The sequence below is a fragment of the Bradyrhizobium genosp. SA-4 str. CB756 genome (assembly GCF_000473125.1).
GTDB classification, from domain to species: domain Bacteria; phylum Pseudomonadota; class Alphaproteobacteria; order Rhizobiales; family Xanthobacteraceae; genus Bradyrhizobium; species Bradyrhizobium arachidis.
The window spans coordinates 4,661,033-4,677,438 of record NZ_KI421499.1; the positions used below are offsets into that span (position 1 = coordinate 4,661,033).

20 protein-coding genes are annotated in these 16,406 nt (G+C 61.0%); 13 read left to right on the forward strand and 7 right to left on the reverse strand.

Features of this window, described 5'->3' with window-relative positions; all coding sequences use genetic code 11:
- The first annotated feature begins 139 nt into the window (after positions 1–139).
- The gene (locus BRAGE_RS0122840; RefSeq protein WP_027558860.1) at positions 140–1,282 is read left to right on the forward strand and encodes an HlyD family secretion protein; all 1,143 of its coding nucleotides are present in this window, start codon (positions 140–142) and stop codon (positions 1,280–1,282) included.
- A gap of 421 nt (positions 1,283–1,703) precedes the next feature.
- Here BRAGE_RS0122840 and bioB read toward each other — a convergent pair whose 3' ends face one another.
- The gene (bioB, locus tag BRAGE_RS0122845) at positions 1,704–2,636 is read right to left on the reverse strand and encodes a biotin synthase BioB (RefSeq protein WP_051378499.1); all 933 of its coding nucleotides are present in this window, start codon (positions 2,634–2,636) and stop codon (positions 1,704–1,706) included.
- A gap of 562 nt (positions 2,637–3,198) precedes the next feature.
- On the opposite strand from bioB, the gene BRAGE_RS56855 reads away from it, so the two are divergent.
- Complete coding sequence (locus BRAGE_RS56855) at positions 3,199–3,381, forward strand: hypothetical protein (protein ID WP_027558858.1); 183 nt, start codon at positions 3,199–3,201, stop codon at positions 3,379–3,381.
- Between the two features lie 4 nt (positions 3,382–3,385).
- A complete protein-coding gene (locus tag BRAGE_RS0122855; protein WP_084334256.1) occupies positions 3,386–3,619 on the forward strand; it encodes a DUF6894 family protein in 234 nt (77 codons plus the stop codon).
- Between the two features lie 88 nt (positions 3,620–3,707).
- Here the strand turns inward: BRAGE_RS0122855 and BRAGE_RS0122860 are convergent, their stop codons facing one another.
- The 3 genes from BRAGE_RS0122860 to BRAGE_RS0122870 form a co-directional block, all read right to left on the reverse strand.
- On the reverse strand, positions 3,708–3,932 hold the full coding sequence (locus BRAGE_RS0122860; protein WP_027558856.1) for a hypothetical protein: 225 nt from the start codon (positions 3,930–3,932) through the stop codon (positions 3,708–3,710).
- Between the two features lie 42 nt (positions 3,933–3,974).
- A complete protein-coding gene (locus BRAGE_RS0122865; RefSeq protein ID WP_027558855.1) occupies positions 3,975–4,220 on the reverse strand; it encodes a hypothetical protein in 246 nt (81 codons plus the stop codon).
- A gap of 138 nt (positions 4,221–4,358) precedes the next feature.
- Positions 4,359–4,568 carry a cold-shock protein gene (locus tag BRAGE_RS0122870; protein ID WP_027558854.1) on the reverse strand — a complete coding sequence of 70 codons (210 nt, stop codon included), beginning with the start codon at positions 4,566–4,568 and terminating at the stop codon, positions 4,359–4,361.
- Positions 4,569–4,908: 340 nt separating this feature from the next.
- Between BRAGE_RS0122870 and rpsU the strand changes: the two genes are divergently transcribed.
- The 7 genes from rpsU (at position 4,909) to BRAGE_RS0122915 (ending at position 12,271) form a co-directional block, all read left to right on the forward strand.
- On the forward strand, positions 4,909–5,211 hold the full coding sequence (gene rpsU, locus BRAGE_RS0122875) for a 30S ribosomal protein S21 (protein WP_027558853.1): 303 nt from the start codon (positions 4,909–4,911) through the stop codon (positions 5,209–5,211).
- Between the two features lie 329 nt (positions 5,212–5,540).
- The gene (locus tag BRAGE_RS49115) at positions 5,541–5,810 is read left to right on the forward strand and encodes a hypothetical protein (RefSeq protein ID WP_035729980.1); all 270 of its coding nucleotides are present in this window, start codon (positions 5,541–5,543) and stop codon (positions 5,808–5,810) included.
- A 166-nt stretch (positions 5,811–5,976) separates the two neighbouring features.
- On the forward strand, positions 5,977–7,683 hold the full coding sequence (locus BRAGE_RS0122890) for a GMC oxidoreductase (RefSeq protein ID WP_027558852.1): 1,707 nt from the start codon (positions 5,977–5,979) through the stop codon (positions 7,681–7,683).
- 929 nt (positions 7,684–8,612) lie between these two features.
- Entirely contained in the window at positions 8,613–10,403 is a 1,791-nt protein-coding gene (locus BRAGE_RS0122900; protein ID WP_027558850.1) for an adenylate/guanylate cyclase domain-containing protein, read from the forward strand.
- 68 nt (positions 10,404–10,471) lie between these two features.
- Positions 10,472–10,888: a hypothetical protein gene (locus BRAGE_RS54725; RefSeq protein ID WP_156950871.1), complete on the forward strand. Its 417-nt coding sequence runs from the start codon at positions 10,472–10,474 to the stop codon at positions 10,886–10,888.
- Between the two features lie 8 nt (positions 10,889–10,896).
- Positions 10,897–11,628 (forward strand): DUF3750 domain-containing protein, encoded by a 732-nt coding sequence (locus tag BRAGE_RS0122910; protein ID WP_027558848.1) that lies wholly within the window; start codon positions 10,897–10,899, stop codon positions 11,626–11,628.
- A gap of 229 nt (positions 11,629–11,857) precedes the next feature.
- Positions 11,858–12,271 (forward strand): hypothetical protein, encoded by a 414-nt coding sequence (locus BRAGE_RS0122915; protein WP_027558847.1) that lies wholly within the window; start codon positions 11,858–11,860, stop codon positions 12,269–12,271.
- Between the two features lie 2 nt (positions 12,272–12,273).
- Here the strand turns inward: BRAGE_RS0122915 and BRAGE_RS0122920 are convergent, their stop codons facing one another.
- Together BRAGE_RS0122920 and BRAGE_RS0122925 are read right to left on the reverse strand one after the other, a co-directional pair.
- Entirely contained in the window at positions 12,274–12,507 is a 234-nt protein-coding gene (locus BRAGE_RS0122920) for a helix-turn-helix domain-containing protein (protein WP_027558846.1), read from the reverse strand.
- Positions 12,508–12,518: 11 nt separating this feature from the next.
- Positions 12,519–13,085 (reverse strand): DUF2975 domain-containing protein, encoded by a 567-nt coding sequence (locus tag BRAGE_RS0122925; protein ID WP_027558845.1) that lies wholly within the window; start codon positions 13,083–13,085, stop codon positions 12,519–12,521.
- 138 nt (positions 13,086–13,223) lie between these two features.
- Here BRAGE_RS0122925 and BRAGE_RS0122930 point away from each other — a divergent pair, with 138 nt between their 5' ends.
- Together BRAGE_RS0122930 and BRAGE_RS0122935 are read left to right on the forward strand one after the other, a co-directional pair.
- Entirely contained in the window at positions 13,224–13,661 is a 438-nt protein-coding gene (locus BRAGE_RS0122930) for a DUF2147 domain-containing protein (RefSeq protein WP_027558844.1), read from the forward strand.
- Between the two features lie 172 nt (positions 13,662–13,833).
- Positions 13,834–14,277 (forward strand): SRPBCC family protein, encoded by a 444-nt coding sequence (locus tag BRAGE_RS0122935; protein WP_027558843.1) that lies wholly within the window; start codon positions 13,834–13,836, stop codon positions 14,275–14,277.
- 129 nt (positions 14,278–14,406) lie between these two features.
- Here BRAGE_RS0122935 and BRAGE_RS0122940 read toward each other — a convergent pair whose 3' ends face one another.
- Positions 14,407–15,735 carry an Hsp70 family protein gene (locus tag BRAGE_RS0122940; protein WP_027558842.1) on the reverse strand — a complete coding sequence of 443 codons (1,329 nt, stop codon included), beginning with the start codon at positions 15,733–15,735 and terminating at the stop codon, positions 14,407–14,409.
- 291 nt (positions 15,736–16,026) lie between these two features.
- On the opposite strand from BRAGE_RS0122940, the gene BRAGE_RS55970 reads away from it, so the two are divergent.
- A complete protein-coding gene (locus BRAGE_RS55970; RefSeq protein ID WP_167336519.1) occupies positions 16,027–16,164 on the forward strand; it encodes a hypothetical protein in 138 nt (45 codons plus the stop codon).
- The last annotated feature ends 242 nt before the right edge of the window (positions 16,165–16,406 follow it).

Sequence of the window (16,406 nt, forward strand, 5' to 3'; positions counted from 1 at the left end):
GTCGGCGTGTCTCAAAGGGGCCATGAGCCGACATGATACAGCCTATACCAGGCGAGAGCCATTCTTGATCTAGATCAAAGGCGCCAGGAATTTCGAGATAAGTCTTGTGACAAGGTCAGGCGTTCCTCAGGAGGCACTGATGGAAATCTTGCTCACATTGACCTACGTGGCGATCTGCATTGCCATCTTCAAGATTTTCAGAATCCCAGTCAATCAATGGACCCTTGCGACAGCGGCTCTCGGTGGCATCTTCGGCCTTGCGCTCCTGTTCATAACAATGGCCTACAACCAACCGTTTTCGACCAACGCGCGCATTTACTTCACCACTGTGGCCATAATACCTTCCATTAAAGGTAGGGTGATCGAGGTACCGGTTCAGGGCCATACCAACCAGCACCTCGAAGCTGGAGACGTTCTCTTCAAGATAGATCCCAAGCCTTACGAGTATGTCGTCGCGGAAAAGCGGGCGGGGCTAGCGGACGCAGAGGCCAATGTCGCCCAGCTCAAGGCGTCCGTCGATCAGGCCGCAGCGGCGACCGCAAAGGCGAAGACCAACCAGGAGCTTGCCCAGATCAATTACGACCGGCAGAAGGAGCTGTTCGAGAAGAACGTGGTCGCGCAGGCGACGTTGGACACCGCCACGCGTAATCTGGATGCGTCAAAACAGGCGACGGCCGAGACTATTGCTGCAGAAGATCGTACCCGGCAAGCGTATGGCGCGACCGTGGACGGTGAACACTCGGCCATTGTGCGTTTACGCAACGAGCTTGCCGATGCTCAATACGATCTAGACCAGACCGTTGTTCGAGCCCCTACAGGCGGCTTTGTCGCCGAGCTGGCACTGCGGCCGGGCGTCTATGTGGTCCCGGCCCCCTTCCGTCCAGCCATGGTTTTCGTCAATGACAGCCCAACGGACCGGGCTTTGGTAGCGGCGTTCCAGCAAAACGCCCTGCAGCGTGTTAATATTGGCAATGAGGCCGAAGTTCTGTTCAAAGCCGTACCGGGTCGTGTCTTCAAGGCCAAGGTCAGCCTCGTGATTGATGTGGTTGCTGCTGGCCAGCTTCAAACCTCGGGTACGCTATATAGTGTCGAGGGGCTGCCCGAAGGCCGGGCTCTTGTTCGGCTTGACCTCGTCGATGACATATCCGGTTACAAGGTGCCGCTCGGCTCGGCAGGCGAGGCCGCCATCTATACCGAACATTTTCACGAGTTGTCACTGTTGCGGAAGATACTTCTGCGTATGCGCAGCTGGCAGAATTATGTCTTCCCCGAAGCGTTATAGGATTATCGGCGGCCTCACGTTAAGCAGATGATCCGAGCGGCGTATGTCTCTTCTGGGTCATTCGCGCCTGGTTCAGCCAACGGCAATTCCGGGCAGAGTCCGCTATGCCGCCGAAAGCGGAAGTAAATTCAGAACATTAGCGGCAAGGCTATAAGTCATGACGGTTGATGGCGGCGCCCAGGACGTGATTCAAGCTCCTTTGCCGCCCATCAGTTCGGCGTCGGCCTGATGGCCTTTGCCGCTGGCGTCAGCAGAGATGTGCTGGGGACTTATGTGCCGGCGTTTCTTCTTGCCGGAATCCTCTGCCTGTTGGCTGCCGCGGCCTTTGCACTGGTGAAACGCCCCGCAGTGACGGCTCCCGCATGACGGGTCGCTCGCAGAGGAAGGCCACCGGTTTCGGTGGCCTTCCAGAGCGATCCCCTCACAGCGCCTCCAGCCCGAGCCTGCCAAACAACTTCCGATCGGCTTCGTTCTGCGGATTGCCTGCCGTCAGCAGCGTGTCGCCGACGAAGATCGAGTTTGCGCCGGCAAAGAAGCACAGCGCCTGCATCTCATCGGTCATGGCCGACCGGCCGGCCGAGAGTCGCACGAAGGAGGCCGGCATCATGATGCGCGCCAGCGCGACGATGCGCACGAACTCGATCGGTCCGATCGGCGTCGCTTTCGCCATCGGCGTTCCCGGGATCGGGATCAGCATGTTGATCGGTACGCTCTCCGGCGCTTCCGGGAGGTTGGCGAGCGTGACCAGCATGTCGACGCGATCCTGTTCGTTCTCACCCATGCCGAGGATGCCGCCGCAGCACACTTTCATGCCGGCCTCGCGGACATGCTCCAAGGTATCGAGACGATCGGCGAATGTGCGGGTGGAGATGACGCTCGGATAATAGCGCTCCGAGGTATCGATATTGTGATTGTAGTAATCGAGCCCGGCCGCGCTCAGCCGGTCGGCCTGAGCGCGGTCGAGCATTCCGAGCGTCATGCAGGTCTCGAGCCCGAGCTGCTTCACGGCGCCGACGACCTCGACGATCGCATCCATGTCGCGCGGCTTGGGGTTACGCCAGGCCGCCCCCATGCAATACCGCGTCGCGCCGCTCGCCTTGGCCTTGCGGGCCTCGGCCACGATCTTCTCGACCTCCATCAGCTTGGAGGCCGCTACGCTTGTGGCGTGATGCGACGACTGGCTGCAATAGCCGCAGTCCTCCGGGCAACCCCCGGTCTTGATGTTCAAGAGCCGGCTGAGCTGCACGCGATTTGGGTCAAAATGACTGCGATGCACGGATTGCGCACGAAACAGAAGATCGTTGAAGGGAAGCCGGTAGACCGTCCAGGCATCCGCGCTGGTCCATCTTTGCATCGCTTCTGGAGCTCCTTGGGATTCTTCTTGCCGGGAGATTTTCTTGATCTCCCCTTCGTTCGCGCCGAGCATTCGCACATCTCCTGACAATGCGGCGGGACCACCGTGAACTTCGTGCCAGCCGCAGGGTCGATTTCAAGTGCAGTGGAACTGTCAGCGGAATCGGACCGGAGTGTGGCGACTTGATTTTGGGTGGTGACAGGACCCACGGTGTCAGCGCGCTTTCGCGGGTCTCAACAATGGATCGGATCCGTAGATCGAGGCGCGCGAGGCACTCATTCGCGTCGCCCCGCGCAGCGCGACGCTGACGCAGTTCGCGGCGGAATGAAGCTGGCGGTCGCGTCCCGCAGCAGATAGGCCCGCTGAGCAACCGGGGGTGGCGATCGATGCCGAATTGAGGCCGGCTCCAAGGAACCGACGAGGTCCCGTCCCGTTATTCCCTGCACGCCCGTGGAATCGCAGGCGGCCATCCGACGACAAAGTCGATCGCTACCAGCCCGCGGGCTGGAAACGCCAGGTCCGGCGCTTCGAGATCGCGCCTGTCCACCCAATCGAGGTCAAGATGATGAGAGATCATCCCGCGTCCCGGGCTCTGCGGGAGGCCCATAAAGCGTTCAAGCCGGTCGAAACGAAGAAGCCGATGACCGACTATGCGAAGGCGCAACAATCCCTTCACGAAAATCGCGAGCGCCTGAAAGCAGAACGACTGGCCCGAGAGGCCAAGCAGGGAAACCGCCCCAGATAAGGGAATGCCGGTGCCGCATTATTACTTCGACGTCAGAGACGGCAACGCACTCTCTGTGGACGAAGAGGGACTGACCCTGGCGAACCAGAGGGCCGCCGAGATCGAGGCCGCGCTGTCGCTTGCCGATACCGCAAAGGACCTTCCACCGTCCGCGACCGGATGCGGTCTGGCTATCGAGGTGCGCGATGCCGACGGTCCGATCTTTCGCGCGGCATTCTCGTCGCCTAAAGCGCGATGAGATCTGGATGAATCGTCATCGCGCCTGAGGTCGTCGTTTGAGCATGATCTTTTTCGGAAAACCGCTGCGCACTTGCCCGGATCATGCTTTAGAGCATCGAGAGAACGACGACACCGTCTTCGAGCTCGCCTGACTCGAGGCGCGCCCGTGCGATGCGCTCAAACTCCGTCCGGTACTTCTGAAGATAGCTAAAGGCCTGCTTCTGCGTCTGAAATGTCGTCGCGAGACGGCACATCTGTCGGCCGGCGCCGAGTGCGAGAAAGAAGGTGATTGTGCTGCCGCCATCCGGCTTGGTCCTAGGCACGGATCGCACTCATTGGCATGTCGAGCCCTCTCATCGCGCGGTTGAAATCGGCTATCGCGACAGCTTTCTCTTGCGCTTCTTCAGTGCAGGTGCCGACGACGAGGATGCACGCAGATCTCCGTCGGCCGCGTCCCTGGCCTCGCGCAGCTCGCGAAGCCGCGCCATGTTGTTGCGGACATCGACCGCCCGCCTTTCGGCATCCGCCATCGCCCGCGCGCCCTCTTCGGCGGCCAGGCGGCGACGCTCGGTCCGCGCGATGGACTCTGTTGACGGTTCGGCCGATTTCTTCGCGCTCATCTCTTCGCGCTCATCTCTTGGCGCTCATCTCTTGGCGCTCGTCTTTCACCCTCTTCGGTAACGGGCAAAACCCGCTCGATCCGGGATCGAGCGGGCCGCGTGCCGTTTCAGTACATCCGTGAAACGGCGTAGGAAAACTCAAGCCAGCGAGAGATTCTCAGCGCTGACCTTGCCTCGCATCTTGTCGGTCTTGGTCTCGAAGTTGACCTTTTGGCCCTCGGCGAGCCCCGCAAGACCCGCCCGTTCGACTGCGCTGACATGAACGAACACATCGTTGCCGCCGTCGTCGGGCTGAATGAATCCAAAGCCCTTCTGGCCGTTGAACCACTTCACAGTACCTGTCGTCATTTCTCTCTCCAAAGCGCATAGGCGCGCATTCCACGTGACGCTCACGCAGAACCGATTCAATTCGTCGATGTCTCTGGAAAAAGGAGCCCGCGGGCGCATTCAACAAGGCACAGCGGCTGAACGAACAAAGGGACGGTATACCTCGCCATTAGCATTAGCAAGGCTTCGGGCAGATTTAATCGCGGCCGTGGGCTTCCGCGGAACCTTTGCCCGCCTGGAGACTCAGACCTGAAGACATCTCGTGTGAGCGGCGAGATCTTCGCGAGATCCAATCATCCCTGCGCACGCGGCTGTCGCGCAGTCGTGGTTGACCAAGGCAGCCTCAATACAGGAGCCGCCGATGCAGGTTTTCGTCCGCGACAACAATGTCGATCAAGCACTGCGCGTATTGAAGAAGAAGATGCAGCGTGAAGGCGTCTTCAAGGAGATGCGCCGCGCACGATTCTACGAGAAGCCGTCGGCCGCGACGGCGCGACGAAAATCCGACGCCGTGCGGCGCCTGCGAAAGCAGGCGCGGAAGCAGGCCATTCGCGACGGATTGATCGTGGTCAAGCCCAAAAAGCCGGTCGCAGCCGGCAACAAACGGGGCGCCGCCCTATCGAGCGTGCCAGCGGGGCGGACTATGGAAGCAGCCCTGAGGTAGTTTGCGAGCAACCCAGGCTTGGCAGATTCCGCGCGAACAAAGTGTCTTTGTGGACATACATGCTGCTGATCTATGGTATGGTTCGTGATCACCGCCCGGCCCGTGGCTTCTATCGGTGATGAGAACGCCAATTGCGCTCCCGCCCTGTCAGAACAAGGGAGCTTCGGCATGAAACGCAGTCACTGCGAACAAACTCGATCGCTCAGAGAGCGGCTCGTCGACGAAATCAATTGTCTGCGCGAAGAGGCGCGCCTGCTTCCTCCAAGCCATCGCCGCGAGATGTTACTTCGCAGGGCGCAACAGGACGAAACAGCCATGCAGATCGATGCATGGCTCAGCTCTCCCGGTCTGAGAGCGCCGACATGACGCTGCAATATCGCGCTTATCTCGTCGGGGCGAACGGCATCTTCCAATCCGCCGAGGCCTTCGAGGCATCCTCCGATGCAGCCGCGCTCGTCCATGCGCAGCAGTTCGCGTTGCGCGGCAATGTCGAGGTGTGGCAACTCGACCGGAAGATCGCGCTGCTGAGGACGTCACTCGTCGAAGGCGCAGGCAGGGTCTCCATCGAGCCTGCTTCACGTCGCATCGATCTCAGCTGAGGTCTGCAAAATGAGGAGCCGCGCTCCTCAAGCCGCATCGCGCAAGCAGACCCGGTGACGCTCGCTCCGCTCAGGAGGGGCTGTTCGCCTCCCTTGATCGTGCGTATCCATCTTGCAACCGCAATTCCCACGCAGATTGTGTCCTTAAATCGCCGAAGGATACCCAATGTTTGGGGACGCTTTCGATAGATCGCAGAACGCTGCCGAAGTCACGATCATCGGAGCGGGTCCTGTAGGTCTCGCAATCGCGCTCGAGCTCGATCGGCTGGGAATTTCCAGTCAGGTCCTCGAAGCTGGAGGTCTGAGGCGACGCCGATCCGTGGACGGTCTGTTCACCGCGCAACTCCGCACGCCGGCAACCCACGGCCCGCTCGAGGCCGTATCGGCAAAAATGTTCGGGGGAACATCCAATCTTTGGGCCGGAGCTTGCGTGGCCTACGATCCGATCGACTTCAAGGAGCGGAAATTTGTAAGCGACGGAGTGTGGCCGATCACATACGAGGATGTATCGCCGTTCCTTGAACCGGCCAGTCGCTTTCTTGACGCAGGCCCTGCGGAGTTCATTGCGGCCAACGTAGCTCATGAATCTGGCGATGAGTTTTCGTGCACGAGTCTTGCGCGCTTCGCGTGCGAGAGGCGTAGCCAGGTCCGGCACGGTGGTGCCGCCGTTCGATCCGCCCGGATCAGAGTGTGCCTGAACACGGTGGTGACCGAGGTTTTCCTCTCCGGCGACGGTGTCGTCACTGGACTTGCCGTGGCGTCGTCGGACGGATCGAAACTGTCCCGATTACCCGTTCGAATGCTCGTTGTTGCGGCGGGAGGGATCGAGACGACAAGGTTGGCCTTGAATATGCAGCGCGATCGCCCCAGGCTGTTCGGCGGCGAAGCTGGCCCCCTTGGGCGATACTACATGAGCCATTTGATGGGCTCGATAGCGGACGTCAGATTTCTCAAGCCGCAACACGTAGACCTGTTCGATTTCCGGAAAGATGCGAACGGAACCTATACCCGCCGCCGATTCCAGCCGAGCGAGGCGACGCAGAAAAAATGGGCGCTGTCGAACACGGTTCTATGGCCGGAAGGCGCGATTGCAGACGCGAGGCATCAACGAGCGCTGCTCTCGCTGGTGTTCTTGTTATCCGGCGCGAACGGCCTCGGGCGAGCAATCTTGCCGGAAGTCATTCGGCGCCGATACAGCGAAAATAGTCTCGGAAGCACTGCCGGGGCACATCTGCGAAACCTCGCGCCAGCAGGCTTCAAGAGCATTCTGGCTGACGCGAACTCGCTTTTGGAGCGGTGGTACGCAGACCCTCGGCCTCCAGGTTTCCTGATACGCAACCAAGGCTCGCAGTACAGGCTCGCCTATCATGCCGAGCATCTGCCCAATCGGGAGAGCCGGGTAACCTTGACAGGCGAGGTCGATCGGTTGGGCATGAACCGGATTGCGATCGACTTGCGCTTTACGGAAGCGGACGCAGCATCCCTGGAGAGAACACACCAGCGAATGTCGGAATGGCTGAAGCGGGGAAGTCTCGCCCGGATGGTGCTGCGGTGTAACCCATCCGATCAACAAAAGACCATTCTGCGGCAGGCCAAGGATGGCACGCATCAACTCGGCATGACCCGCATGGCCTCATCGGCAAAGGACGGAGTTGTGGACAGGGACCTTCGCGCTTTTGGCATCGCGAACCTGTACCTGTGCAGCACGTCGGTGTTGCCAACGTCCAGTCAAGCCAATCCAACGCTGATCGTCGTGGCGCTCGCTCTACGATTGTCGCATCACATGGCCCACGCGTTCAAGGCCGAGGAGCGTCCCGCAAGCTTGGGCATGCACTCCCTAAGAGCCGCTCGTTCGCTTCCCTCAGGGAAGTAGATGGACCTCGAGGATCATTTTGAATGAGAGCGCGAGACATAGCCAAAGCAGCAGGCTCGGCCCCGCGGCAATCAGCAGGCCGCGGAAAAATCTTGCACCATCGTCCTCGTCGACGTGGTTCGGGCGCACGTGACGGATCGGCGATTGATGGCGGCGGCGGATCGGCTCAATTTGCCCCATCCGCAATGCTATCCGGGAACAGGAGCGCTCTGACAAGTGCTTCAAGGGTGTGCTTGTCGGGCCTCTTTCGAGGTAATCCCCTCCCTCACGGATACCGGCTGGCAACCCTCCGGGAGTTCGGCGACATCCTCAGTCTGCTCGGCAGCCTCGCGGATTCACGCTCGCGCGCCGTCCGCATCGGCTGACTATGTCGGCTGTTCGTCTCTCGTGAGCGCATCAAGTCGGTCCAATTGACCTGCCAAACCAGTAAAGCTTCTTGCGATGTTCTTCATGATGAAAGCGCGGTCTTTGGAAATGCCGGATGTTTGAGAGAGTGTCCTGTATCGATGCGCCATTTCCAAGCATTGCGCGGCGGTAATCATTTGGCCTCCAAGGCTCTGTTTCGACCCAGGCGTAAATGAAAACAAACGCTCAACCAGCGGTTTTGTTCCTAGATGCATCTTGCGCGCGGGTCAAGCGCAGCGCGCAGATCATCGCCGTCGCGCGAACGGTCCTTGTGATCCGCTCTTCTGCCGTGCGCCGGCACGGCGACCTAGGCTGCAGTTGCCCTGCTCTCACGAAGCAATGAGACCTCGTCTGCAACAGGTCACACGCGGGCTTCCCGGCACCGCCCGTCACGAGATCGCTAGCGGCCGGAACGCCGACGTTCAGCACTTGGGAGGCAAGACGGCGAAGGCCTAACAGCACATCGGTCCGGTGGGAATTTCATCCAATCCATCGTACAATGCGTCCAAAGTGGATCGCGGGCCATGGCGCAGGAGCGGCTAGGGCGGATCGAGCGCAGGTTGGCGGCTATATTGGCTGCCGACGTGGCCGGCTATTCGAGGCTCATGCATCATGACGAAGAGGCGACGCACACCAAACTGACCGCGCTCCTAGCGGAGGCGGTTGATCCAGCAATCACCGAGCACAGCGGCCGGATCGTCAAGAATACTGGCGACGGGTTCTTGGCAGAATTTCCGAGCGCCGTCGCAGCGGTTCGAGCTGCGGTGCAGTTCCAGAGCCGCGTCAAGGAGCTGACCGCTCATGACGTTGAAGAACGGCGCATTGCCTTCCGGGTTGGGATCAACATTAGCGACGTAATTGTCGAGCCGCATGACATCTTTGGAGATGGGGTCAACATCGCAGCACGGCTCGAGAGCTTGGCGCAACCCGGCGGCATCTGTATTTCGTCTTCTGCGTATGATCATGTCCGCGGCAAGGCCGGGGTCGAGTTCATCGATCTCGGCGAGCGAACTCTCAAGAATATTGACCGCGCCGTGCGGTCCTACGCTTTAATCTGGGACGATCTGAGCACGTCGCCACGGACGCAACGGGCACCCCCGCCATCATCCTCTCCACCTCGCCTCTCTATCGTTGTGCTGCCTTTTGCCAATCTCGGTGGCGGTCCGGAGCAAGCGTATTTCGCGGACGGCGTCACAGAGGCCCTGACCACCGACATGTCGCGCATATCCGGTGCATTTGTAATCGGCCGGCACACAGCATTCACGTACAAAGGTGCAACGATCGACTTGAAGAGGATTGGGCGCGAATTGAACGTGCGCTACGTGCTTGAAGGATCTGTCCAGCGAAGCGGCAATCGGCTTCGGGTGAACGCTCAGCTCGTCGATAGCGAAAGTGGCAGTCACCTTTGGGCCGAACGGTTCGACAAACCTCTCGCTGATCTTTTCGACATGCAAGACGAGATCGTCGCTCGGCTGGCCAGTGCGCTGAATGCCGAGCTCATTGCAGCAGAGGCGCGGCGAGCCCAGCGCTCCGTAGATCCAGACGCGATGGATCTTTATTTCCAGGGCGTCGCTATCGCGAACAGAGGCACTACGCCAGAGCACCTGACGCAGGCGCGCGGCTTTTTCGAGGGAGCCTTGGTGTTAGACCCGGGCTGCATCGACGCGCTGGTCGGCCGCGCAGGTCTGGATGAAGCAGCAGTCGCCGCATTGCTAACCGACGAACCAGCTCCGCGCCTTGCGAGGGCTGAGGCGACCATAAATGAGGTTTTGTCGCTGGCTCCTCAGCATGCGTTGGCGCACTTACGACTGGGCGTCGTCCAGGTTCTTACGAACCGCGTGCCTGAGGGTATTGCTGAATGCGAACGAGCCCTCGCGCTGGATCGCAATTTGGCCCATGCTCACGCCTGGATCGGTCTCGCCAAGGTGTACATCGGCCGTGCGGGAGAGACCGAAGCCGATGTGCAGGAGGCTCTTCGTTTGTCTCCTCGCGATACCCGTTCTTATATTTGGCTGATGATCGTCGGAATGGCCAAGTTTCACCTTGGCGCGTACGGAGAGGCGGTCGTTTGCCTACGCCGCAGCATTGAGGCCAATCGAAATCATCCGCTCGCGCATTTTTGGCTGGCCGCTGCGTTGGCACAACTCGGCGCGATCGAAGAGGCTAAGCGCGCGGCCCGGGCGGCACTTGCCCTCAATCCAAGTTTCTCCATCCGCCGTGTGCGCTCCCACCTGCCAAGCGACAACCCGACCTACCTCGCCGGACGCGAGCACCTGTATGAGGGGCTGGGCTTGGCTGGAGTGCCGGAGCAGTGACGTCGCGTTTGGGTCGTTCGCGCTTGGCCACGTCACCTACCTTTCGAAGTGTCTGGAGCTCCCTCATCGTGATGCGCGCAAGTCGCCGCTCCTATCGCCGGCGTGCGATCCATGCTCCGACCAGGAAAGCAGCAAGCAGCGACCGCAAAGGCGCCCTCATCGTTACCTCTCGCAACTGCTCGGCCCATCGCATCGCAGGATCCGAGGAAGGCGAGTGGACCGGCCGACGGCTCTCCCCTGCTTTCTCTGTTGGCCTGTTCAATCCTGAGGTTCGCCCTATGCCCTCTTCATTCGCCAATCCCGAGGCCTCCGTCATCGCCGAGGCTTCCTTCATGTCCATGCAGATTCTCCTCTCGAACAACCAGCCAGGCTTCACACTCCCTCGGTCACTTGATCCAGCGGAACCGATCGGCTGGAGCAGCTATGGCGGCAGCATCCTTGCGACCTATATGATCGTGGAAGATCCCGCCGCACCGCTCCCTTGAAGAAACACTTGCTCATCTTTCTGTTCCTCCTGTTTGCGCCTCTCGCTGCGTCAGCGGCGCGATATTTCTTCTTGGGCGATGGCCGCGGGAATTGGCAGTTGGCCGACCGGTCGAGCGCCGGTCTTCTCCCCGCCGCGGCGGATCGTCCCGAAGCCACGATACGGGTCTTCGCGGCAAGAACCGTCAGATGGCGCAGCATCTTTGCCGTTCACACCTGGATCGTCGTGAAGGAGAAGCATGCGGCGACCTACACCCGATATGACTACACGGCCTGGGGCGAGCCGATCCGCACCAACGGCTTCGCTCCGGATGGGCGGTGGTTCGGCGCTTTGCCCGAAACCATCGTCGCCGTGGATGGAGAGCGCGCGGAAGCGCTGATCCCCAAGATACGGGATGTGATCGAAAACTACAGGTTCCGTTCCTACGGGGATTATAGCGCCTGGCCTGGCCCCAACTCGAACACCTTCGTGCAGGCCGCACTCGACTCCGTCCCCGAGCTCCGCGCAGTCCTGCCGCCGACTGCGATCGGCAAGGACTTCCCCTACACCGGCAAATGGCTCGGTGTCACCGCGTCAGGCACCGGCATCTATGCTTCGCTTGCTGGATACATCGGCTTCTCGATCGGCTGGGTCGAGGGTGTGGAGATCAATTTCTTTGGCGCCGTGCTCGGTTTCGACATCCGGCGTCCGGCACTCAAGCTACCTGGCCTTGGCCGATTTGGGATGGCCTCCGGCCTGTAAGATCCACGATCCCGGCTTTCGGGCCGCTAATTCAGTTCGCGCTGACTTACGTCGGCCGCCGCGGTAGCTCGACCCACGCTCCGGCGCGGAATCCCGCCAAGCCAATTTGATTCAATTGAGCGCGTTGTCGTCAGATGGGCGTTTCCCGTCGCAAAAACTATCGAAGCGGATTCAGTCGCCCTTAATGACTGACGCTCGAAGGTGCGCCCATTAAAACGGGAGCATCAGCATGCGTCTCGCGTTCTTTGGATTGGTTGCCGCAGGCATTGCCGGCTTTGCCGCCTACGATCAGTACGACAAGAAGACGAATTTTCAGCGCGTCAACGCGCATGTCAGCACCGTGACCGAGCAGTGCTACCTGGAGAAGGTCGAGCGCGGCATTCTCTCCAAGACCACGTCGACCTCCGACATGCTGCGCTGTGAGCTCGCCGAGCTGCTGACGCGCGAGCACCCGAAATGGCAGGGCTACGAGATCAAGCACAAGATCGAGATCCAGTTTGCCTTCATCTCTCCGGTCGACGGCGCGACGCATACGTCGAGCCTCAGGATGTCCGCCTTCCCCGATGGCCGGGCACTGCGCATGGGGGATGTCTTCCAGGTCCTCGCATCCAAGACCAAGGCGGACAAGACCCGCCAGGTGTGAGCTCAGCTCCCCTCGCCCGCATCGCTCTCCTCGCCCGCGACATATTCGAGGATGTCGCCGGGCTGACAGTCGAGCTCGCGGCAGATCGCGGCCAGGGTCGAGAAACGCATCGCCCTCGCCTTGCCGGTCTTCAGGATCGACAGGTTCTGGATGGAGATGCCGATGGCATCGGCGAGATCCCCGAGGCGGCGCTTCCGCTTCGCAAGCATGACATCGAGGTTCACGACGATCGGCACAAGCATTCACCTCAGATCGTCAGTTCGTTTTCGGACTGCAGCAGGATGGCGTGCTCGATGACGAATTTCAGCGCCATCAGGAACACCCCGCCCGCGATCGTGCCGATGTCGACATTGTAGGACGGCAGGAAGAACTTGACGTCGCCGATCTCGTGCAAGGCATAAGCCACCGTATTGCCAGTGATCAGGTCGATGAACGGCCAGATCACCAGAATGATCCCCATCCACCACACACCCTGGAGCGTCTCGGACACGAAGATCCGGCCGCGCGCGAATCGATGCACCATGCGGTGAAGGATGCCGGTGAACACGGCAAAGAACGACAGCTGAAACAAAAATAACGTCCAGAACAGCATCTGCCCCTTGCGCGACATGTCGAGCGGGTTGGTGACGATGCCCGCGCATTTCGCCTGCTCGGGACTGAGGCTGGCCGCAATCGACGCGGAGGCGGTCGTGTTGTGGCGATAGGCAAGCCATATCACCACCGGGAATGCCGCCCAGATCATCCAGAACGCAAGATCGAGGCGTCGAAACCAGCGCTGCCGGGCCTCGCGCACCGACGTCCTCACCGCATCCATCTCCAGCCACTCCGCAATGCAAGGGTCATCTATGGGGACCAGTATGCCCGTTCCATCAGCTTGACTCAACCTTAAGCGCGATATATTGATTGTTTATCATGAAATAATTCATGATAATTAATCCGATATGGAGCCCCCATGCGTTCCACCCTCGTCCGGCACGTGCTCGCAGCCATGTTGTCCATCTCGCCGCTCGGAAATGCCGAAGCCGCAGCGGCGGGCGATCCCGGCGGCGTCTGGCTGACCCAGTCGGGCGATGCGAAGATCAAGGTGAGCCGCTGCGGCAATGCGCTGTGCGGCCGCGTCGTCTGGCTGAAGGAGCCGATCGACAAGAAGACGGGCAAGCCGCAGCTCGACGACCACAATTCCGATCCGGCGCTGCGCGGCCGGAAGATCGTCGGCATCTCCCTGTTCATCGACATGCAGGCCGCCGGCGCCAACAAATGGTCGGGCCGGATCTACAATGCCGACGACGGCAAGACCTATGCGAGCACGGTGACCTTGCTGCCGTCGGGCAATCTCAACGTCCAGGGCTGCATGGGAACGTTGTGCGCGGGTGAAGATTGGACACGGTGAGCGGCCGATCGGCGAGCGCAACGTCAAAGCCGCCGGTTCCGGCGGCTCTTTTGTCTGCGATCTCTTTTATCTGCGGTGACGTGTCGGATCGGCAGCCCCTCGTTCGTCATCTAGACATCAACGGGCCTTAAAGCGCGAACGTCGGCCCATCACTGCACGAGGAATGACGAACATGCCCAGCACTGTACGACTGCACCGCGTTCTCGCCACCAGCCCCGAGAAGATCTATCGCGCCTTCCTCGAGGCCGATGCGATGGCGAAATGGCTGCCGCCGAACGGCTTCACCTGCACCGTGCATCATTTCGAGCCCAGGGTCGGCGGCACGTTCAAGATGTCGTTCCGGAATTTCACCACGGGCAACAGCCATTCGTTCGGCGGCGAATATCTCGAGCTCGTGCCCGGCGAGCGCCTGCGCTACACCGACAAGTTCGATGATCCCAATCTGCCGGGTGAGATCCAGGTGACCGTGATCCTGAAGAAGGTGTCGGTCGGCACCGAGGTCGACATCACGCAGGCCGGCATCCCCGACGTCATTCCGGCGGAGGCCTGCTATCTCGGCTGGCAGGAGTCGCTGCGCAATCTGGCGCGGCTGGTCGAGCCGGAGATCAATCAGTAGCAGCGACATCAGTATCGTAGGGTGGGCAAAGCGCAGCGTGCCCACCAATCTCTTTCAACCTCGGAAAGATCGTGGGCACGGCGCTCCGCGCCTTTGCCCACCCTACGGCACCGGTTGATCGTAACTGGGCTACGCGCCCTTCTGCTTGAGCCCGCCATCCGCGGTCCAGCGGTCCGGGTCGGGACTGTGCCCGATCAACGCGAGGCCATAGGCGATCGACTCGAACTGGTCGCCCGACATCAGCCGCTCGTTACCGAAGCGGTCGGCGAACAGCTTTCGCACCGCGGGCACGAACGAGGTGCCGCCGGTCAAGAACACCTTCTCCACCTCGCGCGCGGTGATGCCGGCCTCAGTCAGCACCTTGTCGACGGTGGCCCCTAACCGGGCGATGTCGTCGGCAATCCAGGATTCAAAGTTCTTCCGCGCGATGGTCGAACCGATGTCGACGCCGCCGCCCTTGAAACGGAAGTCCACCTCGTCCTGCGCCGACAGCGCGACCTTGGCATCGGACACCGCGCGGTACAGCGAGAAGCCGAGATCGAGATCGACGATGGTGATGAAATCCTCGAGCAGCTTCGGCTTCAGCGCGGTGCGCGCGAGCTCGCGGAGCTCCCGGAGATCGCCATTGCTCTTCATCATCGCGAGCTGATGCCAGCGCGCAAGGTTGGTGTAGTGGCCGCTCGGGACCGGCAGCACCTTGTCGAACGAGCGGAAGCTCGAGCCCTTGCCGAGCCGCGGCGAGACGACGTGGTCGACGATGCGATAGTCGAAGGTGTCGCCGGCAATGCCGATGCCGGCATGTCCCAGCGGCTCGGCGCGAAGCGTGCCGCCGGCGCGCGAGAAGCGCATCACCGAGAAGTCGCTGGTGCCGCCGCCAAAATCCGCAACCAGCACGGTCGCATCGCGCTCCAGCCGGCGGGCGAAGGAGAACGCCGCGCCCACGGGCTCATAGACATAGCGCGCGTGGCCGGCGCCGAGACGCTCGAACGCGGCGCGATAGCGCTGCATCGCCAGCGCCTCGTCGGGATTGCCGCCGGCAAAGTGCACCGGGCGGCCGACGGTGATGTTCGATGTCTCGAAGCCGAACTTTTCGCCGCCATGGCGCGCCAGGGTGCGCAGGAACGCCGCCAGGATGTCCTCAAACTTGAAGCGTTGCCGGAACACCTGCGTGGTCTGGAAGCTCGAGCTCGCCGCAAAGGTCTTGAAGGACTGGAGGAAGCGGTAGACGTGGCGGCCTTCCAGGAAGGTCTCGATCGCCCACGGGCCGCCCTCGGCCTGGGCGCCGGCGCCCGGCCGGTCCTCCCAGAAGCACAGGGCCGAGACGTAGACGCTGTGGCGCTGGCCGCCATGGTCGAAGCGGATGGCCTCGACCCGGCGGTCGTCCGCCGCAAGCGCGACGACCGTGTTGCTGGTCCCAAAATCGATGCCGATCGAGACGGCGGCCGAGGCGCTCGACATGAACCACTCTGACAGTTGATTGGAAAAGGGGGCAGAGCACTAACGGCTTTGACCTGCCCTGCCAAGGCCCGGACCTAGGGTGATCCCGGTCAAATCCGCGCCAATGCGTCGTTTTGGCCGCCGTTTTGCAATTTTAAGCCCGAACCGGGCGCTTTAACGCATCATTATGCTGCAATGCGAGAGACTGCATGCTGCCATGCAAACAAGCGCATAGACACTGGCATCTGGTATACATAGATTGCCTTTCGAAATGAGACAGCAACACTGACTGTCTCGAGAAAGGAATTTCCGATGTCCAAGACCGCCTCCGTCGCTCTCGCGCCCTCCTCCTCGCTGTTCGCCCGTCTGATGGCTGCGATCGACCGCCTCCTGATGGCGAGCGCCGAGATCTCGAATCACAACGGCGACCTGCCGCGTTTCGGCCTGTAAGCCGGGCACTTTCCCGCGCTGCCATCCGGCGCGACGGTTTCAGACCGATCCACATGCTACTTTTGATGAATGGCCCCGCAGGACGGGGCCATTTCTACTTGTGCTGTCCCGAGTCACAGCCGCGACCAGACAAGGTGCTGCGGCATTTGCGCACGGTGGCCGGACCAGCGCTTGAACCTTGGCATAATGAATACAAGAATGCCGCTCCAGCGCTCGCAGAAAAATTAGAGGCGCCACGGGAG